General features: G+C 50.6%; 21 protein-coding genes. 20 read left to right on the top strand and 1 reads right to left on the bottom strand.

The features are described 5' to 3' along the window. The first annotated feature begins 15 nt into the window (after positions 1-15). The 18 genes from NE473_RS07550 to NE473_RS07465 all read left to right on the top strand — a co-directional run bounded on the left by NE473_RS07550 (position 16) and on the right by NE473_RS07465 (position 21,613). Positions 16-765 carry a lysophospholipid acyltransferase family protein gene (locus NE473_RS07550; protein WP_022030320.1) on the top strand — a complete coding sequence of 250 codons (750 nt, stop codon included), beginning with the start codon at positions 16-18 and terminating at the stop codon, positions 763-765. Then, positions 762-1,898, top strand: coding sequence for a prephenate dehydratase (gene pheA / locus NE473_RS07545; RefSeq protein WP_022030321.1), 1,137 nt, complete (start codon positions 762-764; stop codon positions 1,896-1,898). Before NE473_RS07550 ends, pheA begins: the two co-directional genes overlap by 4 nt. Before the next feature lie 64 nt (positions 1,899-1,962). Next, the gene (locus NE473_RS07540) at positions 1,963-3,267 is read left to right on the top strand and encodes an ATP-binding protein (RefSeq protein ID WP_055650762.1); all 1,305 of its coding nucleotides are present in this window, start codon (positions 1,963-1,965) and stop codon (positions 3,265-3,267) included. A gap of 70 nt (positions 3,268-3,337) precedes the next feature. Further along, positions 3,338-4,906: a Ppx/GppA phosphatase family protein gene (locus NE473_RS07535; RefSeq protein WP_006770951.1), complete on the top strand. Its 1,569-nt coding sequence runs from the start codon at positions 3,338-3,340 to the stop codon at positions 4,904-4,906. Further along, positions 4,906-7,041, top strand: coding sequence for an RNA degradosome polyphosphate kinase (locus NE473_RS07530; RefSeq protein ID WP_055650763.1), 2,136 nt, complete (start codon positions 4,906-4,908; stop codon positions 7,039-7,041). The genes NE473_RS07535 and NE473_RS07530 overlap by 1 nt, the downstream gene beginning before the upstream one ends. A gap of 203 nt (positions 7,042-7,244) precedes the next feature. Further along, on the top strand, positions 7,245-8,333 hold the full coding sequence (locus NE473_RS07525) for an MFS transporter (protein ID WP_207749129.1): 1,089 nt from the start codon (positions 7,245-7,247) through the stop codon (positions 8,331-8,333). Beyond that, positions 8,330-8,677, top strand: a complete 348-nt coding sequence (locus NE473_RS07520; RefSeq protein WP_055650764.1) for a hypothetical protein — start codon at positions 8,330-8,332, stop codon at positions 8,675-8,677. Before NE473_RS07525 ends, NE473_RS07520 begins: the two co-directional genes overlap by 4 nt. A 72-nt stretch (positions 8,678-8,749) precedes the next feature. Beyond that, complete coding sequence (locus NE473_RS07515; RefSeq protein ID WP_243138603.1) at positions 8,750-9,670, top strand: cell wall anchor protein; 921 nt, start codon at positions 8,750-8,752, stop codon at positions 9,668-9,670. 105 nt (positions 9,671-9,775) lie between these two features. Beyond that, on the top strand, positions 9,776-10,483 hold the full coding sequence (locus tag NE473_RS07510; protein ID WP_002601661.1) for a response regulator transcription factor: 708 nt from the start codon (positions 9,776-9,778) through the stop codon (positions 10,481-10,483). Next, positions 10,473-11,609, top strand: coding sequence for a sensor histidine kinase (locus NE473_RS07505; protein WP_022030327.1), 1,137 nt, complete (start codon positions 10,473-10,475; stop codon positions 11,607-11,609). Before NE473_RS07510 ends, NE473_RS07505 begins: the two co-directional genes overlap by 11 nt. Before the next feature lie 7 nt (positions 11,610-11,616). After that, a complete protein-coding gene (locus tag NE473_RS07500; RefSeq protein ID WP_006770943.1) occupies positions 11,617-14,109 on the top strand; it encodes a DUF8725 domain-containing protein in 2,493 nt (830 codons plus the stop codon). Next, positions 14,109-15,071, top strand: coding sequence for an ABC transporter ATP-binding protein (locus tag NE473_RS07495; protein ID WP_022030329.1), 963 nt, complete (start codon positions 14,109-14,111; stop codon positions 15,069-15,071). The genes NE473_RS07500 and NE473_RS07495 overlap by 1 nt, the downstream gene beginning before the upstream one ends. Beyond that, on the top strand, positions 15,049-16,011 hold the full coding sequence (locus tag NE473_RS07490; RefSeq protein WP_055650766.1) for an ABC transporter permease: 963 nt from the start codon (positions 15,049-15,051) through the stop codon (positions 16,009-16,011). Before NE473_RS07495 ends, NE473_RS07490 begins: the two co-directional genes overlap by 23 nt. A 193-nt stretch (positions 16,012-16,204) precedes the next feature. Next, entirely contained in the window at positions 16,205-17,035 is an 831-nt protein-coding gene (locus tag NE473_RS07485) for a deoxyribonuclease IV (protein WP_055650767.1), read from the top strand. Positions 17,036-17,182: 147 nt separating this feature from the next. Continuing rightward, positions 17,183-18,250: a helix-turn-helix domain-containing protein gene (locus NE473_RS07480; protein ID WP_022030331.1), complete on the top strand. Its 1,068-nt coding sequence runs from the start codon at positions 17,183-17,185 to the stop codon at positions 18,248-18,250. 98 nt (positions 18,251-18,348) lie between these two features. Next, positions 18,349-19,605 carry an SPFH domain-containing protein gene (locus NE473_RS07475; RefSeq protein WP_055650768.1) on the top strand — a complete coding sequence of 419 codons (1,257 nt, stop codon included), beginning with the start codon at positions 18,349-18,351 and terminating at the stop codon, positions 19,603-19,605. Next, positions 19,602-20,687, top strand: a complete 1,086-nt coding sequence (locus tag NE473_RS07470; protein WP_055650769.1) for a TFIIB-type zinc ribbon-containing protein — start codon at positions 19,602-19,604, stop codon at positions 20,685-20,687. Before NE473_RS07475 ends, NE473_RS07470 begins: the two co-directional genes overlap by 4 nt. Continuing rightward, entirely contained in the window at positions 20,684-21,613 is a 930-nt protein-coding gene (locus NE473_RS07465) for a TPM domain-containing protein (protein WP_055650770.1), read from the top strand. Before NE473_RS07470 ends, NE473_RS07465 begins: the two co-directional genes overlap by 4 nt. A 140-nt stretch (positions 21,614-21,753) precedes the next feature. Here the strand turns inward: NE473_RS07465 and sfsA are convergent, their stop codons facing one another. Then, positions 21,754-22,563: a DNA/RNA nuclease SfsA gene (sfsA, locus tag NE473_RS07460; protein ID WP_055650771.1), complete on the bottom strand. Its 810-nt coding sequence runs from the start codon at positions 22,561-22,563 to the stop codon at positions 21,754-21,756. A 238-nt stretch (positions 22,564-22,801) separates the two neighbouring features. Between sfsA and thrC the strand changes: the two genes are divergently transcribed. Continuing rightward, positions 22,802-24,289, top strand: coding sequence for a threonine synthase (gene thrC, locus NE473_RS07455; RefSeq protein WP_055650772.1), 1,488 nt, complete (start codon positions 22,802-22,804; stop codon positions 24,287-24,289). A gap of 226 nt (positions 24,290-24,515) precedes the next feature. Continuing rightward, complete coding sequence (fba, locus tag NE473_RS07450; protein ID WP_006770932.1) at positions 24,516-25,379, top strand: class II fructose-1,6-bisphosphate aldolase; 864 nt, start codon at positions 24,516-24,518, stop codon at positions 25,377-25,379. Positions 25,380-25,470: the final 91 nt, after the last annotated feature.

The raw sequence follows: 25,470 nt of genomic DNA, 5'->3' as shown, positions 1-25,470 counted from the left end.
TGGAGGGGAAGACCAATGATACGTTTTATATTTGTAGCAGCTACAGTCATTCTGTTTTTGATTTTGAGTATTCCGCTGATGCTGGTGGAGTTTCTGATCGGGAAGAAAAACCGCCATCTGCGCGATGTGCAGAGTCTGGCCGTGATCCAGTGTGTATTCCGGCTGATCCTTAAGATGGCAGGGGTGAAGATTACGGTAAAGGGAAGAGAAAATGTCCCGACAGACCAGGCGGTACTTTACGTAGGGAACCACCGCAGCTATTTTGATATCCTGGTGGGCTATGTAACGGTTCCGTCCCTGACCGGTTTTGTGGCTAAAAAGGAGATGGAGAAGATTCCGCTGCTTTCATCCTGGATGAAGCTGGTCAACTGCCTTTTTCTCGACCGTGTGAATTTAAAGGAAGGCTTAAAGACCATCCTTGCAGGGATCGAGCAGGTGAAACGCGGCGTCTCCGTATGGATTTTCCCGGAGGGAACGAGAAATAAAAATGACAATCCGCTGGATTTGCTGCCATTTAAAGAGGGAAGCTTAAAGATTGCAGAAAAGAGCGGCTGTTACGTGGTGCCGGTGGCGCTGACCGGAACCGCAGAAGTTTTTGAACAGCATTTTCCGAAGATTAAACCGTCCCATGTGACCATCACCTTTGGAGAACCGTTCCACACAAAGGAACTTCCGCCGGAAGTGAAGAAATTCCCGGGCGCCTATACAGAAGAACAGATAAAGGCCATGCTTACGCTTCAGCTGGCAGAAGGACAGGATTTATGAGTACATTCGATTTACAGGAAATCAGAAAACAACTGGATAAGATCGACAGGGAAATCGTGACCCTGTTTGAAGAACGCATGCGTTTATGCGGTGATGTGGCGGAATATAAGATTGAAAACGGCAGACCGGTCTATGACGGAGATCGGGAGAGACAGAAGCTGGAGTCTGTGAAGGCCATGACGGACGACAGCTTCCAGAAGCAGGCCGTGGAAGAACTGTTCAGCCAGATGATGACGATCAGCCGTCGGTTTCAGTATAAGCTGATGGCGGAACACGGACTGACCGCCAGGATGGATTTTCAGGCCGTGAAGGGACTTCCCATGCAGGGGGTACGCGTGGTCTACCAGGGCGTGGAAGGGGCGTACAGCCATGAAGCTACACTTCAGTACTTTGGAGATGACGTGGATGCTTACCACGTGCAGTTCTGGGAGGACGCCATGAAGGAAGTCGAGGCGGGCCGGGCCGATTACGCGGTTCTTCCCATTGAGAATTCCTCGGCTGGAGCGGTCAGCGATAATTACGATCTGCTGATCAAGTACCATAATTATATCGTGGCGGAGACCTTCATTCCGGTCAGCCACGCACTGCTGGGACTTCCGGATGCGGAACTTTCGGATATCACCACCGTATTTTCCCACCCCCAGGCGCTGATGCAGTCTTCCCGGTACTTAAACTCCCACCGGGAATGGACGCAGTACAGTGTGGAGAACACCGCGGCATCGGCAAAGAAAGTCTTAAACGACGGGAAAAAGAATCAGGCGGCGGTGGCCAGCGAGACGGCCGGCCGGCTCTACGGCTTAAAGGTGCTGGAACCTTCCATCAACTTTAATAAAGACAATACCACCCGGTTCATCATACTGTCCAGAGAACCCATATACCGGGAGGACGCGTCAAAGGTAAGCATCAGCTTTGAACTTCCTCATACCAGCGGCTCCCTGTACAATATGCTGAGCAATTTTATCTACAATAACGTCAACATGCGCATGATCGAATCGAGGCCCATTCCGGGAAGAAACTGGGAATACCGGTTCTTTGTCGACATCGAGGGGAACTTAGGCGACGCGCAGATTCAGAATGCGTTAAAGGGGATTGAAGAAGAAGCGTCCAACATGAGAATTTTAGGCAATTATTAAGGGATGAAGAACGGTCAGGCGGCCGCAGGCTGCCTGGCCATTTCGAAAAATAAGGGAGGAACATATGAAATCGCAGGAACTCATTATCTACCGAAATCTGCAGCACCGGGAACTGTTTGATCACGTTTCCACACTTCTGGCCGTCGGGCCGGACGACAAGCCGGGAACAATGCCGGATTCCTATGCCTGTGCCAGCCAGCTGATCGACATGGCGGTGACTTACGGCTTTGAGGGGAATCTCTGGCATTGTTTTTTAGCATTCTGCCTTGCCAATAACGAAAATGTATACAGCACCTCATGTGAGATTGTGGGCCATATCGAAGGTTCTTTAAATGAACTGGCCGCCCATGACTTCAACGTGATCAAGGAACTGTTTGATTACGATATCCGCACACTGGACGGAGGAGACGGCCGGACAGGCGGTATCTGGTCCGCTCTTTCAGACTATCATGCGGCCAACGGAAACAGCCGCGTGTTTAATAAGAGAATCCGGGATCAGATCGTTGCTCTGGCCGTGGAACTGGAGCAGGCCGTGGACGTGGAGGCCTTCGGAATGGCTGTGACGGAATTTTACCGCCGGTTCGGCGTCGGTAAGTTTGGGCTTAACAAGGCATTCCGAATCGAGGAGATCGATCACGAGGTCCACATTAATCCCATTCCCAACGTGGAACATATCTATCTGGACGACATCATTGGCTATGAGCTTCAGAAGAAGAAGCTGATCGAGAACACGGAGGCGTTTATCCAGGGAAGAGCCGCCAATAACGTGCTGCTGTTCGGCGACAGCGGAACGGGCAAGTCTTCCAGCATCAAGGCCATTTTAAATGAGTACTACGACCAGGGGCTGCGCATCATCGAGGTATACAAGCACCAGTTTAAGAGTCTCTCTGAAGTACAGGAGCAGGTGAAGGACAGAAATTATAAGTTCATCATCTATATGGACGATTTGTCCTTTGAAGACTCTGAGCTGGAATACAAATATTTAAAGGCTATCATCGAAGGCGGACTCGGAAAGAAGCCGGGCAACGTACTGATCTATGCCACCTCCAACCGGCGCCATTTAATCCGTGAGAAGTTCAGTGATAAGAGAGAACTGGATGATGAATTACATAATAACGACACCGTGCAGGAGAAGCTGTCGCTGGTAGCCAGATTTGGCGTGACCATTTACTTTGGTTCTCCGGATAAGAAGCAGTTCCAGAACATTGTGCGGGAGCTGGCGGAGCGGTATCATGTAAATATGCCTTTGGAGGAGCTTTACGCGGAGGCAAATAAGTGGGAACTGAGCCATGGAGGACTGTCCGGAAGGACTGCCAGCCAGTTTATCACTCACCTGATGGGGACACGGGAAGATTTTACACAAATTTGACACATGTCCTTACAAAAGGATAGTATAATGGAAAGGATGTTGCCCGTACTGGGCGGTAAGGAGGACAAGTATGGCAATTAAACTGTTTGCAGCCATCGACGTGGGTTCATTTGAACTGGAACTCGGTATCTATGAGGTTTCGCCCAAATACGGAATCCGCCGGGTAGATCATGTGCGCCACGTCATCGCCCTTGGAAAGGATACCTATAAAAACGGAAAAATAAGCTACGAACTGGTTGAGGAGATGTGCGGCGTCTTGCAGCAGTTTGCGGAGATTATGGAGTCCTATAAGATTTCAGAGTACCGCGCCTATGCCACCAGCGCCATGCGCGAGGCACGCAACAATCAGATCGTACTGGATCAGATCCGGGTTCGGACAGGAATTGAGGTACAGATCATCAGCAACTCCGAACAGCGTTTTATCAGCTATAAGGCCATTGCCTCCAAGGATGCGGAATTTAATAAGACGATACAGAAAGGGACTGCCATTGTGGATGTAGGCTTTGGCAGCATGCAGATATCCCTGTTTGACAAGGATGCGTTGATTTCCACCCAGAACCTTCTCCTGGGGGTTTTAAGGATCAGGGAGATGATGTCCAACATGCAGGCAGACATCCGGATGGAGAATACCCTGATCGAAGAACTGGTAGACAACGAGCTTATGACCTTTAAAAAGATGTATCTGAAGGATCGGGAGATCAAGAATTTAATCGGGATCGGCGAATGCATCCTCTATCTGTCCAGGGGAAGCGGAACGGGTAAGCCTGTGGACCGGGTGACAGCCGAAGATTTCAAGGCATTTTACGAAAAGCTGGTGGATATGCCTCTCTACCAGATCGAGGAGCGGTTCGGTGTCAACAGCGACTATGCGGCCCTCTTAATGCCGGCCGCCATCATTTATCGGAGAGTTCTGGAACTGACCGGCGCCGAGATGTTCTGGATTCCCGGAATCCGTCTCTGTGACGGCATTGCGGCGGAGTACGCGGAGGAGACCAGGGCGGTAAAATTCAGCCACGATTTTACCGAGGATATCCTTGCCGCATCCCGCAACATGGCAAAGCGCTACAAATGCCACGCCTCCCATACGGCGGACATGGAGAAGCACGTACTCGATATTTTCGACAGCATGAAGCGGTATCACGGCATGGGAAAGAGAGAGCGTCTCCTGCTGCAGATTTCCGCCATTATCCACTCCTGCGGCAAGTTTATCGGGATGAAATATACGGGTGAGTCGGGATACAATATCATTATGTCGACGGAGATCATCGGTTTATCCCATATGGAGCGCGAGATCATTGCCAATGTGGTGCGGTATAACAGCATTGATTTCGATTACAACGAGGTTATATTTAATGAAGACCTGTTCCGTGATACAAAGGGTGAGCTGACCCATAATGACGTGACCATACTGATTGCCAAGCTGACGGCGATTCTGAGGCTGGCCAACGCCATGGACCGGAGCCATAAGCAGAAACTCCACGACTGCCGCTTAAATGTCAAGGAGGGCCAGCTGCTTGTGACCACAACGTATGGGGGAGACATGACCCTCGAGGCGGTGGCATTTGCCCAGAAAGCGGATTTCTTTGAGGAGATCTTCGGAATCCGGCCTGTATTAAAACAGAAGAGGAGGTTATCCTGATGGCAGATATTGATGAAAGATTTTACAATCCAGACAATTATGTAAACCGTGAACTGAGCTGGCTGGAGTTCAACTACCGGGTGCTGAGCGAGGCCAGGGATAAGAACCTGCCTCTGTTTGAAAGGCTGAAATTCTTAAGCATCACCTCATCAAACCTGGATGAGTTCTTCATGGTCCGCGTTGCCTCCTTAAAGGACATGGTTCACGCAAAATATACGAAGCCGGATATCGCCGGCCTAAAGCCCTCCGAGCAGCTGGAGAAGATTGGCGTAAAGACGCACGAGATGGTGGCCATGCAGTATTCCACCTACAACCGCTCCATCCTCCCTGCCCTAAAGCAGAATGGCCTGTGCGTGGTCACAAGCCATGTTGATTTAAATGCAGAGCAGGGCGCTTATGTAGATGAGTATTTCCGGGAAAATGTATATCCCGTTCTGACTCCCATGGCGGTGGATTCTTCCCGGCCGTTTCCGTTAATCCGGAATAAGACGTTAAACATCGCGGCCCTTCTGCAGAAGAAGAGCGGGGAAGAGGATTTAGAGTTTGCAATGGTTCAGGTTCCCAGCGTACTGCCGAGAATTGTGGAGATTCCGGCCGGCAGGAAGTCCGGGCGGTCCGTGATTCTGCTGGAAGAGATTATTGAGCGGAATATCGGTTCCATGTTCTTAAATTATAATGTGATTGCCTACAGCCCCTTCCGTATCATGAGAAACGCGGATTTAACCATCGATGAAGAAGAAGCGGTAGACTTACTGGAAGAGATCCAGAAACAGTTAAAGAAGCGTCAGTGGGGCGAGGCCATCCGTCTGGAAATCGATGAAAAGATGGACAAAAGCCTGCTGAAGATCTTAAAGAGAGAGCTTTCCATCAGCTCCGGCGATATCTATGAGATTGGAGGACCTCTCGATCTGACATTCTTAATGAAGATGTACGGGCTTGAAGGCTTCGAGCATTTAAAAGCCCCGAAGTACGTTCCGCAGCGGGTTCCGGCGCTGATGAATGAGGACGACATCTTCACCAATATACGAAAAGGCGATATCCTGCTTCACCATCCGTATGAGACCTTTGCCCCTGTGGTCAACTTCGTAAAGAGCGCGGCCAAGGATCCGGATGTACTGGCCATCAAACAGACGCTTTACCGCGTCAGCGGCAATTCCCCGATCATCGCGGCCCTGGCGGAGGCGGCTGACAACGGGAAACAGGTCTCTGTTCTGGTGGAGTTAAAGGCGCGATTCGATGAGGAAAACAACATCAACTGGGCGAAGAAGCTGGAGAAAGCAGGCTGTCACGTTATTTACGGTCTGGTAGGGTTAAAGACTCACAGCAAGATCACTCTGGTGGTGCGCCGGGAGGAAGACGGAATCCGCCGCTACGTGCATCTGGGAACGGGCAACTACAACGATTCCACCGCAAAACTCTATACGGACTTGGGACTCATGACGTGCAACCCGCAGATCGGCGAGGATGCCACCGCGGTGTTCAACATGCTGTCCGGTTACTCTGAGCCGCTGCACTGGAATAAACTGGTGGTGGCTCCGATCTGGCTGAGAAACAGATTCTTAAAGATGATCCGCCGGGAGACACAGAACGCCTTAAAAAAGAAACCGGCGCATATCATGGCAAAGATGAACTCCCTCTGCGACAAGGAGATCATAGCCGCGTTATACGAGGCATCCTGCGCCGGAGTAAAGATTGAGATGGTAATCCGCGGCATCTGCTGCTTAAAGGCCGGTATTCCCAATTTAAGTGAGAATATCGAGGTACACTCCATTGTCGGTAACTTCCTGGAGCATGCCCGCGTGTTCTATTTTGAGAATGACGGGAGCCCGGAGGTTTATATGGGAAGCGCTGACTGGATGCCGAGAAACTTAGATAAGCGTGTAGAGATCATGTTTCCGGTAGAGGAGGAATCCTTAAAGGAGCAGGTGATGCATGTCTTAAAGGTTCAGCTGGAGGACAATGTGAAGGCTCATATTCTGAAGCCGGATGGAACCTATGAGAAGCCGGATAAACGCGGAAAAGTGCTGGTGAGCAGCCAGGAACAGTTCTGTGAGGAGGCGATTAATAACGTGGAAGCGGAACTGGGAAAGATGGATCCGGTGAGCAACCGGGTGTTTGTTCCGGTGAAGAGTTAGAGGGATGTGCTGTGAGAGAAAAGCAGTAGCGCAGGACGTTTTTTGAAATGAGAATATGATAACAGGGCGGTTCATCTCTGATGGGGTGAGCCGTCTTTTTTTGAGCCGGGAGAGAGCGGAGAAATTTGCGTTGAATGTAGAGAAATATTAGGAAAAAAGTAAAGATATTGAGGGGGTAAGATGATAGAATAAGTTTATGGTGAATGAGTAACGGGAAAGGCGGTGTCGGCGCTGTGACAGCGGTATATGCTCTGGTTCATATGGCAGTGGATTTATCCTGTGCCTTTCTGGTTTTTGCATACGTGTCAGGGGGAGATCAGTGGTATCTTTGGCTGCTGATTTATAATTTCTGCGCATTTGCCCTGCAGATGCCGATTGGTGCAGCTGCGGACCGGTTGGACCGCAACAGCTGCGTGGCGGCGGGAGGCTGTGCCGGCGTGCTGGCGGGGCTTCTGCTTGGAAGCGCAGGATTTCCAGCTGCTGCTGCCGTTTTGGCTGGTATTGGGAACGCCTGCTTTCATGTAGGAGGAGGGATCGACGTTCTGAACCGAAGCGAGAGGAAAGCGGCGCCTCTGGGGATTTTTGTGGCTCCCGGTGCTCTGGGAATTTTTCTGGGAACCATGCTTGGCCGGGCAGGAAAGGGGCCGGAGGTCTGGCTTGGAGGGCTTCTGATCCTGTCTGCGGCTGCGATCCGTTTGATGGCGGGAAGAGAGAGGCTATGGACCTCATCCGGGAATGCACCGGTTTCCTTTGCGGTGCAGTCGGACAGAACGGTACCGGCTGCCGCCTGTTTTCTGGCGGCTGTGATTCTTCGGTCGTATTCCGGTATGGTGCAGAACTTTCCGTGGAAAGAGACGCTGGCGGGAAGCGGTTTTATTCTGGCAGGAGCAGTAGTACTGGGAAAGATGGCAGGTGGTGTCCTGGCGGATAAGACGGGAGTTTGGAGGACTGCGTTCTGCTCTATGTGCGCGGCTGCGGTGGGATTTCTCTGTCTGGTTTACCCGGCCGCGGGTATTCTGGCGGTATTTTGCTGGAATATGTCCATGCCGCTGACACTTTGGGCCGTCGCGGAGGCGTTTCCGGGGGCGAAGGGCTTTGGCTTCGGTCTGCTGACTTTCGGCCTGTTTGTGGGCTTCTGTCCGGCCTGGCTTGGCGGAAGCAGCGTCGGTTTCGCGGCTCAGTCCGGCATCCGGCAGCTGGCCGGAGCTGCCTCTTCGCCCGTCGGCCTGGCTCTGATGGCAGTGCTGTCCCTTTTGCTGCTGGATTGGGGACTTAAGCAGGTGGTGAAATGATGGGGCTGTGGCTGGTGCCCGTTCTGCTGGTGTCGCTGGGACTTACCATTGCTTTGGAGGAAGCCTTCAGCTGGCTTGCCGGTGTGCGGGACTGGTGGAATCGTCTGCTGATTGTACTGGTCAATATTCTGACGAATCCGGCGGTGGTATTTCTTTACTACGTGAACGATCTGTATCTGGGCTGGAATCCCATGATCGTTACTGTGGCTCTGGAAGCAGCGGCAGCTGCAGTGGAAGCCGTATGCTACAGATCGGCAGGGAAAATACGCCGCCCCTGGCTTTTTTCGATCGGCGCGAACCTGTTTTCTGTTACGCTGGGGGCGATGGTGACAAAATGCTTTTGAAGCTTGCGGCGGTTTCTATTGAACGGTTTGACTGAATCTGCCATCATAAATAAACAGGGAGGAGAGAACAGAATGAAAGAAATGAATCATAAAGGAGTCAGCAGAGGCCCGGCAATGAGTGTAAAACGTATCCTGGCTGCTTCCGTATTTATCCTGGTCCTGGCGTCCTTTCTTCTGGTGCCGGGAAGAAGAGCATCAGCCGATGTGATCTGGACACCGGATGATACGTTTTATGAGAAACATTATGAAGACTGTAAGTATATAGGACGCCGTTACTACGCCAATGGCGCAGACGGATATGTCACAGTTGTGGAAAGCCCTCTGCGCAGAAACGTGATCGATTTTATAGCCAACGGCCCTGTCTTATTCGTTTACATAACTTACGACAAGGGGAATTCCGGGACATGGGGACTGGTCCAGTACGTTTTGGATGAGGAAGGAAAGCCGGAGACGGATGGTAACTGGGAAGAAGAGGCCGCCGTGGGCTGGATTAAGATGGAAGAGCTGGTGAATGTATACGATGGCATCAGCTTTTCCGAAGAGCACGGGGCGGAGATTCAGGAGACGGATGAGAGCACGGCTCCCAGAGTAATTATGCCGGATACGGGAGTTATCTGCCTGTGGGAATATCCCGGCTCGGATATTTCTTATGGGAAACTGGAATCACTGGAGAGTGAGATATCTATCGACCGGACGTATCGTGATCCCGGCGGAGATCTCTGGGGGCACTCGGGTTACTATTTCGGTCACAGAGACTTCTGGATTAACTTAAGCAGTCCGGACGAGACGAATCCGAAGTTAGAACCAAAGGCGGCGCCGGAACTGATCCCGCCTGCAGACAGTAAAACGCTGGAAAGTCTTCCGAAGACAGGAAGATCCGGCCTGGGACTGCCCCTTGCCATGGCCGGATTAATTATTTTGACAATTGTCCTGACCGTGTTTGCAATACGGTTTATGGCAGTGAAAAAGAGGGGAGAAGAAATAACGGAGTAGGAAATATCATGGTAATTTTGTAAGAAAATAGTAAAGCAAAGAACCCTTTCTTGTGGTAGAATGGAAATAGACTAAAGCTGAAATAACACAAGGGAGGTATTTTTCATGTCAGAAACTACGAACATTCTGGTGGTAGATGATGAAAAAGAGATTGCTGAGCTGGTAGAGATCTACCTGGTCAGCGACGGATATAAAGTATTTAAGGCCAATAACGCCATGGACGGATTGGATATTCTGGATAAAAACGAGATTCATCTGGTGCTGCTCGATATCATGATGCCGGGCATGGATGGGATGGAGATGTGCAGAAAGATCAGAGAGACGAACAACATTCCGATTATCATGCTGAGCGCCAAGTCCACCGACTTAGACAAGATCATGGGACTGGGAACGGGAGCCGACGATTATGTGACCAAACCGTTTAACCCGCTGGAGCTGACGGCCCGTGTGAAGTCCCAGCTGCGCCGCTACACACAGCTGAATCCCAACAGTGCAGTGAATGAGAAGGCGGGCAACGAGATTACCATCCGCGGACTGATTATCAACAAAGACAACCATAAAGTGACCGTTTACGGGGAAGAGATCAAGCTGACGCCCATCGAATTCGATATCCTCTATCTTCTGGCGTCCAATCCGGGCCGCGTGTTCAGCACGGATGAGATATTCGAGAAGGTGTGGAACGAAAAGGTATATGAGGCCAACAACACGGTCATGGTACATATCAGGCGTCTGCGGGGCAAGATGAAGGAAGACACGAGGCAGAACAAGATTATCACCACAGTGTGGGGGGTAGGATATAAAATTGAAAAATGACATGAACCGGCGCTTCCGCACCCGCGTGATAACAAATATTTTTTACAGCGCTGTCGTTACCGTCTTAATCGAGATTTTCCTAGTAACCAACGTATCCCTGATCGCCACCTATATGGATAATGCGGGAATCGATAATTTCTTTATATCGATTCTCGTAACCTTTGATGTGGTGGTTATTCTGATGTATGTGCTGTTTGGCATCCTTGTCTTTACCGTCACATTTATGATTCTTCAGGAAAAGTCGCTCCGCTATATCACAAAGATTTCCGACGCCATGCAGAACATTTCCGAAGGGGATTTGAATGTCACCGTGGAGGTGGAGGGAGACGACGAGTTTTCTTCCATGGCCGCCAATTTGAATAAGATGGTAGAAGAATTAAAGGAACTGATGGATAAGGAGAGAGAGTCGGAGCGGACCAAGAATGAACTGATTACCAATGTGGCACATGACCTGCGGACACCGCTTACCTCTATTATCGGTTACTTAGAGCTGCTCTCCGGAGATGTGAAGCTGGATCCGGAGCTGCAGAAAAAGTACATAAATATTGCCTATGTGAAGACGAAGCGTCTGGAAAAACTGATCGAGGACTTATTTGGTTTTACAAAGATGAATTACGGAAAGCTAACCATGCATGTGGCCCAGGTGGATGTGGTAAAACTGCTCAGCCAGCTGCTGGAAGAGTTTTACCCCAGCTTTGTAGACAAAAACTTATCGTATGAACTGCAGAGCAACGTTCCCGCCAAGGTGATTACCGCGGACGGGAATCTTCTGGCCCGGCTTTTCGACAATCTGATCAACAATGCCATCAAATACGGTGCGGATGGAAAAAGGATCATGGTAAAGCTGCATGCGGATGATGAGATTGTCACAGTTTCTGTTATCAACTACGGCTATGTAATCCCTGCGGATGAACTGCCGCTTATCTTTAACAAGTTTTACCGTGTGGAACAGTCCCGTTCCACCAATACGGGAGGGACCGGACTGGGCCTGGCCATTTCAAAGAATATCGTGGATATGCACGGCGGTACAATCACTGTGACCAGCGATTTGTCCGGTACGGTATTTACGGTGAAACTGAAAGTGAATTTTGACGTTAACAAGGAAAACTTTGGAAAGATAGGATGACAAAAGGATGAGATTCAGAAAAAATACCCTTGTATGGGCAGTGATACTGAGTATGGCAGGCAGTGTTCTACTGCCTGCCTCCTGTGTAACGGCCTATGCTGTGCAAACGATGACGGAGCCGGCCAATAACTTAAATACGGAGTCCGATATCTATCTGGCGTCGTCGCCGGTCGTGATGGATGTGGCTTACGGATATGACGGAGCGGCCAAGAGCGGCCGCTATGTGCCGGTTCGCATCTCTCTGGCCAATCAGGAACAGAAGGCGTTTGAAGGAACGATTCGAATCCAGGCGATGGAGTCCGACTATGATATTTATGACTACGATTATCCGGTATCCTTAGGCGCTGAGGAGAAGCTGGAGAAATCCCTGGATATTCCCGCGGGCAGAGGCGAGATTCTGTATGTAAAGCTGTTCGATGGGAATGGCACGGAGCTTGTGCGCAAGCGGCTGAGAATCAATGTGAGCCGCGAAGTTGCAGAACTGTATGTGGGCATTCTTTCTGATTCCCCGGACCGTCTGAACTATTTAAACGGCGTGGGGGTCAATTACAGTTCAGTCAGGACAAAGACATTTCATATGACGGCGGATACCATGCCGGATAAGGCGGCGGGGCTGGACCTTCTGGATGTGCTTCTGATCACGGACTACGATACGAGAAAGCTTTCAGACAGCCAGACAGGGGCCGTCTGGGAATGGGTCAGGGGAGGCGGAACTCTGTTAATCGGAACCGGAGGCCGCGCGAATGATACCCTGGCAGCGTTTCGTGAGGAGATCGTGGAGACGGCATTTCCGGCACCGGAGGTGCGCTCCGTGGATATGGGCGTGGAATACGCCACCGACGGCCCTGGAGATTCCTTTATCAATCTGACCTGTGCAGACATCTCGTTAAAGGGCGGTACCGAAGTGCTGGCCAACGACGAGTTTCCGGTTCTCACATCGACTCCGAAAGGAAAGGGGCTGGTGGGAGTTGCAGCTTATGACTTCGTGGACATCGCGGACTTCTGTGAGACACAGCGCTCCTACGTGGATAAACTTCTGACCGCCCTTCTGGGTGAAGATAAGCTGAATAACTTATCGTCCTATCTCTATTACGGCAATTCCAGCAAATACTGGTCGGTTCAGAGTATTTTAAACACAGGAAACGTAGATAAGCTGCCAAACATGCCTCTGTATGTGATCGTGATTCTCGGGTATATCATTCTGGTGGGCCCGGGGCTTTATCTGCTGTTAAAGAAGCAGGAGCGGAGAAGATTTTACCGGACAGGAGTGGTCGTTCTTTCTCTTGCCTTTGCGGCTGTCATCTATCTTATGGGAGTCGGAACCCGGTTTAAAAATACATTCTTTACCTATGCCACGATCCTGGATACCTCGGAAAAGTCCATTGATGAGTATACATACATCAACATAAGGACTCCGTATAATAAACCGTACGCAGTTTCCCTGGATCCCGGCTATGACCTGCTTCCGATTACCAGAAGCTATTATTACGACATGACGCCGGTACCGAAGTTCACAGGCACCGAGGAGAGCAAGGTGAGGGTGGAACACGGCCTCCAGGAGACGAAGATTTCCGCGCAGGGTGTGGTTGCCTTCACTCCCAAGTACTTCTCCCTTGTGAAGAAGAGTCCTAACACGGAGCATCAGGGACTGACGGGGAATGTCACACTGTTTGACGGCCGGATAAGCGGTACGGTGACGAATCGTTACACGTTCCCGGTGGAAAAAGTCGGTGTAATGATGTATGGACAGATGGTAGTGATCGATGAACTGGGACCGGGAGAGACAGTGTCGCTGGACGGTCTGAAGATCATCAATTATCCGTTAAACAGCTCTTACTTAATCGCAGAGCGGGTAACGGGCGGATATCAGTATGAGAAGCCGGATATCGAGGATGAGAACTATATGCTGGCGCTTTCCCGTTCCAAGATTCTGAGCTTTTACCTCGATACGTATGCCTCTGTCTACAGTCCCGAGGCGCGGATCGTAGCGTTTGGCAGGGAACAGTCTGACAGCAAGTTTCTGGCAAAAGGGGATTTTGAGACCTACGGTATGACCATGTTCACCTCGGCCCTGGATATCAGTACGAAGAAGAACGGCTATACCTACCGTTCGGCACTGATGAAGGCGCCCCACGTGGTGAGCGGCCAGTATTACGCCCCCAGCAATTCCGTCTACGGCATGGATCCGACGGTTTTAGAGTACTCCCTGGGGAATGATATCGAGGTGGAGAGTCTGACATTTGAAAAGATTTCGGACGAATTCCTGGAAGGTGAGAAGAACAACGGATTGTCCCTGTTCAGCGGAAGCATCTACTTCTATAATCATGATACGGGAATTTACGACCTGATGGATTCCGGAAAAGACGTTTATACTGCGGATGAACTGGAGCCTTATCTGTCTCCTGGGAATACGATGACAATCAAATATATCTTTGACAACAATACGGATTACAGCTGGGTGACACTGCCGATGCTGACCGTTATGGGAAAGGATAAATGATGCTGGAGATCAGAAACTTAAAAAAAACATTTGGAAAATTTTACGCGCTGGATGGTCTGGACATGGATATCGGCGACGGGGCGCTCTACGGCTTCGTTGGACCCAACGGAGCCGGAAAGACAACGACCATCAAGATTATGACCGGACTGCTGGAGGCGGACGAGGGGCAGGTACTGATCAATGGAGTGAATGTTACGGGAGGCCTGTCCCAGCTGAAGCTTAAGATCGGGTATGTGCCGGATTTCTTCGGCGTATACGACAATTTAAAGGTCAGTGAATATATGGAGTTTTTCGCCTCCTGCTATGGAATCTATGGCCTGAAGGCGAGAACGCGTTATATGACGCTTCTGGAACAGGTTGGTCTGGATGACAAGGTGAATTTCTATGTGGACGGCTTATCCCGCGGTATGAAGCAGAGACTGTGTCTGGCGAGGGCGCTGATCCACGATCCGGCCCTTCTCGTCATGGATGAGCCGACTTCCGGTCTGGATCCGAGAACCCGGTTTGAATTTAAGGAGATCCTAAAAGAACTGCGGGAGCAGGGAAAGACGATTCTGATCAGTTCCCACGTCCTCTCTGAGCTTTCCGAGCTCTGTACGGACATCGGAATTATCGACCAGGGGAAGATGGTGTTAAGCGGCAGTATGGAGGCGATCCTGCGCCGGGTCAATACCTCGAATCCGCTGATCATCTCCATTCTGGGAAACAAGGAGAAGGCGCTGACGATTTTGAAGAGCCAGCCCTGCGTACAGACCATTTCCGTAAAGGAAGGCGATATCATGGTCCAGTTCGTCGGGGATGAGGAGGACGAGGCGGTTCTGCTTCAGCAGCTGGTGGATGCGGAAGTGATGGTGCACGGTTTTACCCGTGAGCCCGGAAGCCTGGAGTCCTTATTTATGCAGATAACTGACCACGATGTAGAAAAGGCGGTGTTGGTACATGAAAATGAATCCGGTATATAAAAGAGAGACCACCGTCAGCTCCAGAAGCTTCCGGCTGGCGCTGATTATCATGGTATTTAACGGAATTCTTGCCCTGGTGGCCCTGCTTAATATGTATTCCGTGGTTGCGAGAGTAAAGATTACGGCGGAGATTCAATACTCCTCCTTCCTGAACCTCTATGTATTTGTGAGTGTGGTAGAGTTTGTCATGCTGATGTTCATCATGCCGGCGCTGACAGCCGGAAGTATCAGTGGGGAACGGGAGCGCCAGACACTGGATCTGATGCTGACGACGACGATGAAGCCGTCGGACATTATTTTAGGAAAGCTGAGCGCGTCCTTTTCGACCATGTTTATCCTGATCGTATCCAGTTTCCCGCTGCTGGCCGTGTCCTTTGTATACGGAGGCATCACGTTCTATGATGTCTGCCTGCTTCTCCTGTGCTATGTGGCGGTAGCGCTGCTTACCGGAAGCATGGGAATCTGTTTCTCGGCCATATTCAAGCGTTCTACCATAGCAACGGTAATGACCTACGGCATTCTGATACTGATAGCGGCGGGAACGTACGCGATTAACGTATTTGCGCTCTCTATCGCCCGCATGAACATGAACAATACGTACATAAGCTCGGTCGGTTCCATGACGGAGCAGGCCAATTCAGGCGGATTTTTATATCTGCTGCTTTTCAATCCGGTGGCAACCTTTTATGTGATGATCAACGGCCAGGCCGGAGATAATCAGGTGACAGGAGGTTTAAACCGCTGGTTTGGCCCGCATCCGGATAATTTTATTATGAATTACTGGGTGGTTATCAGCATTGTCATTCAGCTGGCGCTGTCTGCGATTTTCCTGCTGATCGCCATACGCGCCATCAATCCGGTAAAGAAAAAGCCGGTAAAACAGCAAAAAGAAAAGAGAAAGGTGGGGGTAAGCGTCCCTGCGGCAGGCAGCCAGCTGTAAGGCGGCGGCCGTGTACGCTTCGGGCGGTACTGTGCAGTATGGAACTGCCTTACCGATCACCATGATAATGAACGCGGCCCGCGAACACGCGCACTTTGTGTCCGACAGTCGCGTTTATTTTTATGGTGAAGCCGTGGTATGCCGGCCGGAGACCCTCACGTTTGCAGTGATCAAAGAGTAAAGGAGAAAAATTATGCTTACAATTGGATGTCATTTATCATCTTCGAAAGGTTATCTTGCCATGGGGAAAGAGGCTGTGAAGATTGATGCGAATACGTTTCAGTTTTTTACAAGGAATCCGAGGGGAACGAAGGCGAAGGCGATCGATGAAAACGATGTGGAACGGTTCCTGGTATTTGCAAAGGAAAATGGAATCGAACGGATTCTGGCCCATGCGCCGTATACCCTGAATGCCTGCTCAGCGGATGAACATCTGCGTGAGCTTGCGAGAGATACGATGGCGGACGATTTGAGGCGTATGGAATATACGCCAGGAAACTGCTATAATTTCCATCCGGGAAGCCATGTGGGACAGGGGGCAGAGGCGGGAATCGCATTCATTGCGGATATGCTCAACCAGATTCTGAAACCGGAACAGCGCACCACAGTACTTCTTGAAACCATGTCGGGAAAAGGAAGCGAGGTAGGCCGCGAGTTCGAGGAACTGAGAGAGATTCTGGACCGTGTGGAGTGCAGGGAACGTATGGGGGTCTGCCTCGATACGTGCCATGTGTGGGATGGCGGTTATGACATTGTGAATGATTTAGACGGCGTCATCGGAACGTTTGACCGGATCATCGGCCTGGAAAAGCTGAAGGCCATTCATTTAAATGACAGCATGAATCCGCTGGGAGCCCATAAGGACCGCCATGCGAAGATCGGGGAAGGATATATCGGTGAGGAAGCCCTGAAGCGGGTGGTAACTCATCCGGCTTTTAAGGATCTGCCGTTTTACCTGGAAACGCCGAATGAACTTTCGGGGTATGCGAGGGAGATTGCGATGATGAGAGAGGTCTGCAGATAAAACTGTGAAAATTATAGAATAAAAATATAACTTCTGGTTAAGAAATTAAACTATGAATTAAAAGATGCTCAATTGCAGACCTGCCTGTGTCCTGCTATAATAAAATCATGAAGGGCCCTTCTTCATGGAGAACAGGAGGGATGACAGATGGCAATGAATACGGTAATACGTGAAAAACGAAAAGAACTGGGTCTGACCCAGGAGAAGGTGGCTGTGTACTTAGGGGTGTCGGCGCCGGCTGTGAACAAATGGGAAAAGGGGATCACCTGTCCTGATGTTTCGGTTCTGCCTGCGCTGGCCCGTCTTTTGAAAACGGATTTAAACACGCTGCTCTGTTTCAAAGAAGAGTTGACGGAACAGGAGATTGCCGGTTTCTGCACAGAGGTGGCGGAGGCGGTCCGGGCAGACGGGATGAGTGCGGGAATCCGGCTGGTGCGGGAAAAGGTGCAGGAGTATCCCGCGTGCGGCGCGCTGATTCACAGGGCTGCAATGATCCTGGATGGCGCATGGTTTATAAAGGGCTCGTGCTCCGGGGAGCGGGAGGCGTATGCGGATGAGATCCTTTCCCTCTATGAACGCGCGGCAGAGTGCGGTGATGAGGAAGTATCCACCAGCGCCCGGTTTATGCTGGCATCGAAATATATGGTCCGGATGGAATATGATAAATCCCAGAAGATGCTGGATCTGCTTCCGGAAAACAATCACGCAGACAAACGCCAGATCCAGGCGAATCTATACATCAGACAGGAAAAGCTTGATGAGGCGGCCCGTCTGATGGAGCGGACGCTGCTGATGCGGCTGAATGAGCTTATGGGTGTCCTCTTAAGCCTGGCAGAAATCGCAGTGAAAGAGGGCCGTCCGGGTGATGCCACAGACATAGGAGAGCGCTGGAAGGTGGTGGCGGAGCAGATGGGGCTGTGGAACTATAACGGCCTGGTAATTGCGCTGCAGGCCGCTCTCGATCAGGAAGACACGGAGCAGAGCCTCCGGCTGATCAAGGAGTTACTGAAGGCCGCCGAAGGGCCGTGGGAGGTGAATCACTCCCCGCTGTTTTGCCATATCCCGGTTTATGGGGCACCGGAAACTTATACAAAGCAGATAATTCCGCCGATTTTATATGAGTTTGAGAACAGTGAGAAATGCAGCTTTCTTCAGGATAACCGGGAATTTAAGCAGCTGATCGAACAGTACCGGAAGCAGATGAAAGATTTTTAAACAGTATCCCGTAAATTTTGTAGATAGATGGAATCCCGGTATGGTATAATAGCTTTATATCGGGATATTTATTATTTAACGTGACAGGAGGCAGCAGCATGGGAATTATCAAAGCGGTTACGACCGCGATCAGCGGTTCACTGGCTGACCAGTGGCTTGAGGTCATTGAGTCAGGCAATATGGGAGATCAGACAGTTTTTACCAGCGGTGTGAAAATCCGCAGGGGATCCAATACGAAGGGAACGGAGTATACAATATCCGACGGTTCTGTCATCCACGTGTACCCCAACCAGTTTATGATTCTGGTAGATGGCGGCAAGGTGATCGATTACACGGCGGAAGAAGGGTATTATACGGTCAGGAATTCTTCCCTGCCATCCCTGTTTAACGGACAGTTTGGGGAGGCGCTTAAAGAGTCCTTTGACCGTGTTCGTTACGGCGGTGAGACGCCTACCTCCCAGAAGGTCTACTTTATCAATCTGCAGGAGATCAAGGGAATCAAGTTTGGAACTCCGAATCCCATTAACTATTTTGATCAGTTTTATAACGCGGAGCTGTTCCTGCGTGCTCACGGTACGTACTCTATTAAGGTGACAGATCCGCTGTTGTTTTACAACGAGGCGATTCCGAAGAACAAGACAAGAGTCGAAGTCACAGATATCAATGAACAGTATTTATCGGAATTTCTGGAGGCGCTGCAGTCCTCCATCAACCAGATGTCGGCTGACGGGATCCGCATCTCCTATGTAGCATCCAAGGGCAGAGAACTGGGCAGCTATATGGCTGACACTCTGGACAGTCAGTGGAAGGCCAGCCGGGGGATGGAGATTCAGTCTGTGGGAATTGCCAGTATCTCTTATGATGAAGAATCCAAGAAGCTGATCAATATGAGAAACCAGGGCGCCATGTTAAGCGACCCCGGCGTGCGGGAAGGCTACGTTCAGGGAGCGGTTGCCAGAGGAATGGAGGCCGCCGGAAGCAATCGTAACGGCTCCATGGCCGGTTTTATGGGAATGGGCGTTGGCATGAATGCGGGAGGCGGCTTTATGGGTGCAGCCTCTCATGCGAATTTACAGCAGATGCAGATGAACCAGATGGCCGGGAACCCGCAGATGGCCGGGAACCAACAGATGACCGGAGCTCCACAGATGGCCGGGAACCAACAGATGACCGGAACTCCACAGATGGCCGCCGCCCAGTCAGGCACCTCCTGGACCTGCCAATGCGGAGCTGTCAACACGGGAAAATTCTGTCCGGAATGCGGAACTCCCCGGCCGGCCGGACCGTGGACCTGTGAATGCGGAACTGTCAACAGTGGAAAATTCTGTTCGGAGTGTGGAAAACCAAGACCATGAGTGCAACCATAACATATAAGTGTCCAAACTGCGGCGGTGGTCTGCAGTTCGATCCTGAGAAACAGAAATATGCATGTGAATACTGTCTTTCCGAGTTTACGCAGGATGAGCTGGAACGGCTGAGCCCCGAAGAATCGGCTGACCAGGCCGGCTTTTCGTTCGATGAAGCGGCTGGAGAGGAGAACACCGGGGAGCAGAGCAGAGAGGGGACCTCCGTCCTTTATACGTGTCCCAGCTGTGGCGCGGAGATCGTAACGGATGAGACCACTGCGGCTGACATATGCTATTACTGCCATAATCCGGTAATTCTCTCCGGAAAGCTGTCGGGAGAGTATAATCCGGATTACGTCATCCCCTTTCAGCTGGACCGGGAAAAGGCAGTCTCCATATTTTCCCAGTGGATGAAGAAAAAGAGATACGTCCCCCGCGCCTTTTATTCGGAAGAGCAGATCCAGAAGCTGTCCGGCGTATATTTTCCCTATCTGATGTACAGCTGCCGGGTGGAAGGCGAGCTGGAGGCCCGTGCCGACCGGCTGCGGGTCTGGGTGAGCGGGCGGTATCAGTATACGGAGACCCAGACGTACGATATTCTCCGCGAAGGCGACATGGAGGTGAGCCACGTTACCCGCAATGCTTTAAAAAAGGCGAACCGGGAGCTGGTGGAGGGAGTTCTTCCCTATGACATGAAGCAGCTGGAACCCTTTACGCCCGGTTATCTGTCAGGCTTCGTGGCGGAACGGCGCGATATGGAAGAACAGGATTTTTCTGCCGATGTCTGCAGCGAGGTGCGCCAGTTCGCTCTCGACTCCTTAAAAGAAAGTGTTGGAACGTATGACCGGGTCAGCGTGCGCCGGTCGGATGCAATGCTGAGAGATGAGAGATGGGAATATGCCCTTCTTCCCGTCTGGACGCTTACCTATCACGACCAGGCCAAAAACGAGATGTACTATTTTACCGTCAATGGACAAACGGGAAAAGTCTGTGGAAAACTTCCGGTCGACAGGAGAAAATTGTTGATTCTGTTTGCTGAGATATTCTTCCCGGTCCTGATATTTATGCTTCTGATGGGGTATCTGATATGATAAGACGACAAAGAAACAGGATATCCGCATACATAACAAAGGATAGTCTGCTGCTTCGGCTTCTGCTGTTAGCTTTCATGGCTGTTTTCCTGGCCGGTGCCGTCAGCGGATTTACGGCTTATGCCTCCGGGAAATCTGATCTGGCGGCCGGAGAGAAGAGGGTTTTCGATGAAGCAGGACTGTTTGGGGAAACGGAGAAGAGTTCCATGGAAGAAGAAATTGCTTCCATGCGGAAAGAGATGAATATGGACGTGGTAATAGCCACCACGGACGACGCAGAGGGAAAATCAGCCGAAACATACTGTGAAGATTTTTACATCAATGGAGGCTTTGGAACAGGGAAAGACTACAGCGGTGTGATATTCCTGATTGATATGGATAACCGGGAACTGTATATTGCGCCGGTAGGGATGATGAACCGGTTTCTGACCGATAAACGGTGGAATGAGATTTTAGACAATGCCTATGAAGGCGCATCGAACGGGGATTACGCGGCCAGTGCGGAAGCGTTTCTGGATGGGGTCCGTCAATATTACGCAGCCGGGATACCGGGCGGTCAGTATAATTACGACCGTGACACCGGAAAGGTCAGCATTTACCGCAGCATAACCTGGTTAGAAGCCCTGGTTGCCCTGGCAGTGGCGCTGTTTACGGCGGCTGGACCATGCATCGGCGTCATGAACCGCTACGCGATGAAGAAGGAGCGGAGGCAGGCCGGTAATTACTTAAAAGCCTATCGGGCAGACTGCCGTTTCTGCTTTTCTACCAATACGGATCATCTGGTCAATAAGACCGTTACCCATATCGTGATTCCGAAAAGTAATACCGACGGTCATACCGGCGGTGGCGGCGGTTCCTCTTCCGGCCGCAGTACGACCCATTCCTCCGGAGGCCGCAGCTTCGGCGGCGGTGGAAGGAAATTTTAACAAAACAAGCGAGAATTCCCCCACTGACATGAAGTCAAGCCGCGCATCTATATGATGTAGTCGCACTCTGTGAAATTATCGAGCGTGGATTGAAACAAAAGAGAATCCAGCAGCAGAGTCATCCTGAATGATCTATGGGTTCAAAATGTGGCGGGAAATACCGGCACAGGCTGGTCGATTGCCAATGAATCCACAGTTACCATACAATCATAGGCGAGAACATGAACGCCGGACTCGTGTGCCTGGCGCAGCGCATCTCCGAACTGGGGATGCGTTTTTTTGTTGGGCGTGAATTCCCGGATTCCCTTCATCTGGATTACAAACAGAATATAGGCCTCATACCCTGCCTTTACCGCTTCTGCCAGCTCCAGAATGTGCTTGATGCCCCGCTCGGTCGGAGCGTCGGGGAACATGGCGATGCCGTTCTCTTCTAAGGTTACGCCCTTGACTTCCATAAAAGCCGGCTTTCTCTGTTCCTGGGACGCAGAGGCGGATGAGCCGAAAACCAGATGAAAAGCCAGATCAAACCGGGACTGTCCATAGGTAACTTCCCTGCGGATATCGGCCAGTGTAAGAGACGAAGGAAGTTTCTTCCCGTCAAAACCGGAAATCGGCAGTGTGGGCGCCTGTTCCATTGAATGAAGCCATTCCGCCGCCACCTGGTTGGGAGCCTGGGAGTCCATGTTGATAAGCAGAAATTCGCCATGATGCTCCTTCCAAACACCAATAAGCGAATATTCCGTCTTCCTGCCTGACGCCGCAGCTTCCGGATGAAACTGAAGAATCACCGCAGCACCCGGCAGGAGCAGTTCCCTGCAGCGGCCCGTGTTTTTGACGTGGCAGACCACAATTTCTTCCTCAGCGCCCTCATTTCTCCGGATCGCCGCGTGGGCGATAAAGCGGTTGGGCCGGCTTATAAAAGTTCCCTGTATGATATGTTCGTATCTCATGACCGAATGGTATCCTTTCTATGCAGACTATTCATAGCATACCACATTGCGGAACAAAAATAAATTGGAATGTGCTGTCTTTAAACTAGATACATATGTCCGCACTGTGAAAACTTTTTTGCTGTTTCTGGTTGCACCTTCCAACAAAGTGTGCTACAATTCTGGCAAGGTTTTAGAGTAAAAGCTTGAAAATACGGCTGAATGACAATCTGTAAGAGCAAGAAAGGAAAGACATATCATGGAATTATCCTATCAAAGCACCCGCGGCGGCGAGACCGGTGTGACGGCCTCCCAGGCAATCTTAAAGGGGCTGGCCGACGACGGCGGCCTGTTTATGCCGACCTTTATCCCGAAACTCGACAAAACGATGGAAGAGCTTGCGGGCATGACGTATCAGGAGACCGCCTATGAGGTAATGAAGCTGTTCCTCACCGATTATACGGAAGAAGAGCTGAAGAACTGTATCGCCCGGGCGTATGACAGCAAATTTGACACTGAGGAGATCGCGCCATTAGCGAAAGTGTCCGGTGCGTATTACCTGGAACTGTATCATGGAAGTACCATTGCATTTAAAGATATGGCTCTTTCCATTCTGCCGCATTTCATGACGACCGCAGCAAAGAAAAATCAGGTAAAGAACAAAATTGTAGTTCTGACTGCAACCTCCGGTGATACCGGTAAGGCGGCCATGGCAGGCTTTGCAGATGTCGAAGGCACAGCCATTATCGTCTTCTATCCCAAAGACGGCGTAAGCCGCATTCAGGAGCTCCAGATGGTGACTCAGAAGGGGGATAACACTCATGTGGTGGCTATCCACGGCAATTTTGACGATGCCCAGACCGGCGTGAAAAAAATATTCGGTGATAAGGCATTTGCGGAAGCTCTCGCTGAAAAGGGTTGCCAGCTGTCCTCCGCCAATTCCATCAATATTGGCCGCCTTGTACCTCAGGTGGTATACTATGTGTACGCCTATGCAAAGCTTCTGGAGGCGGGGGAGATTGAAGCAGGAGAACCGATCAATGTGACGGTGCCTACCGGCAACTTCGGCAATATTCTTGCAGCTTATATAGCGAAGCAGATGGGCGTTCCGGTGAAGACTCTGATCTGTGCTTCCAATGAGAATAAGGTCCTGTATGACTTTTTCCGCACGGGTACATACGACAGGAACCGCGATTTTATACTGACCACCTCCCCATCCATGGATATCCTCATCTCCAGTAACTTAGAGCGCCTGATCTATTTAAGCGCCGGCAGTGATGCGGCAGCCAATGCGGCTCTGATGAAGGAACTGAATGAGAAGGGAAGCTACACAGTCACAGATGAGATGCGTGAGTTCATGAAGGATTTCCGCGGTGGTTTCGCATCAGAAGAAGAGAACCGCGCCACGATTCAAAAGATCTTTAAAGATACCGGATACTTAATCGATACTCACACAGGCGTTGCAGCGTCTGTATACAACCGCTATAAAGAAGAGACAAAGGATGCGGCAAAGACTGTTATTGCCTCCACTGCCAGTCCGTATAAGTTCTCAGGAAGTGTTCTGGAAGCCATCGACGGCGTTCGTCCAGAAGAAGATGAATTTGCCATTGTGGACCGCCTGGCAGAGATCTCAGGCACGGTGATTCCACAGGCGGTGGAGGAGATCCGCACGGCCCCTGTGCGCCATACCGTCCAGTGCGATACCGATCAGATGCAGGCTGTGGTAGCCAGGATTCTTTCGGTATAATAATCTGCCTCCAGTCCATTTCGCCTCGTGCGCATGGAAGACAGTGCTTTCAGACGCATCCAAGCCGGTTCATCGAAAAGATGATGGTCGAAAAAGGAGATATGTAAGAAAATATGTAAGATTGTTATAAAAATCACAATTCAAAAATATTTATCTTTGCAAATTCCGCGAAATGGTATATAATGTAGAAATGAAATAAATATAAATCGAATTGGAGGTTTGTGATATGTTAGTTTCAGCAAAAGAAATGCTTGAAAAAGCAAGAGACGGAAAGTATGCTGTTGGCCAGTTCAACATCAACAACCTTGAGTGGACCAAGGCGGTCTTACTGACAGCAGAAGAACTGAAATCCCCGGTCATCCTTGGCGTATCCGAGGGTGCTGGTAAATACATGACAGGTTACAAGACAGTATCAGCGATGGTGAAGGCTATGATCGATGAACTGAACATCACGGTTCCGGTAGCTTTACATCTGGATCACGGCAGCTACGAAGGCTGCTATAAATGTATCGAGGCAGGATTCTCCTCCATCATGTTCGATGGCTCTCACTATCCGATTGCAGAGAACGTAGAGAAGACGAAAGAACTTGTAGCCGTATGTGCAGAGAAAGGCATCTCCTTAGAGGCAGAGGTCGGCTCCATCGGCGGTGAGGAAGACGGCGTAGTCGGAATGGGCGAGTGCGCGGATCCGAACGAGTGCAAGCAGATTGCAGACTTAGGCGTAACCATGCTGGCTGCCGGTATCGGCAACATCCATGGCAAATACCCGGAGAACTGGGCTGGATTAAGCTTTGAGACTCTGGCTGCCGTAAAAGATAAAGTAGGCGACATGCCACTGGTACTTCACGGTGGTACAGGCATTCCGGAGGATCAGATCAAGAAGGCGATCAGCCTCGGCGTAGCCAAGATCAACGTTAACACAGAGTGCCAGCTGTCCTTCGCTGACGCTACCCGTAAATACATCGAAGCAGGCAAGGATTTAGAAGGCAAAGGCTTTGACCCGCGTAAACTTCTCGCACCAGGTACGGAAGCAATCAAGGCAACCGTAAAAGAGAAAATGGAATTATTCGGTTCCGTGGGAAGAGCTTAAGTTTGATATTCCTGTCTCCTGAAATGTAATTATTAAAAAAAATACTTGCATTTTTGAGAAAAATGGTTTATTTTAATTAAGGAACGATGGC

It is taken from the genome of Hungatella sp. SL.1.14, assembly GCF_024460495.1.
Classification (GTDB): Bacteria; Bacillota; Clostridia; order Lachnospirales; family Lachnospiraceae; genus Hungatella; species Hungatella hathewayi.
Note: the sequence above shows the minus strand (reverse complement) of the source record. Positions and strands in the feature narration are given on the sequence as shown.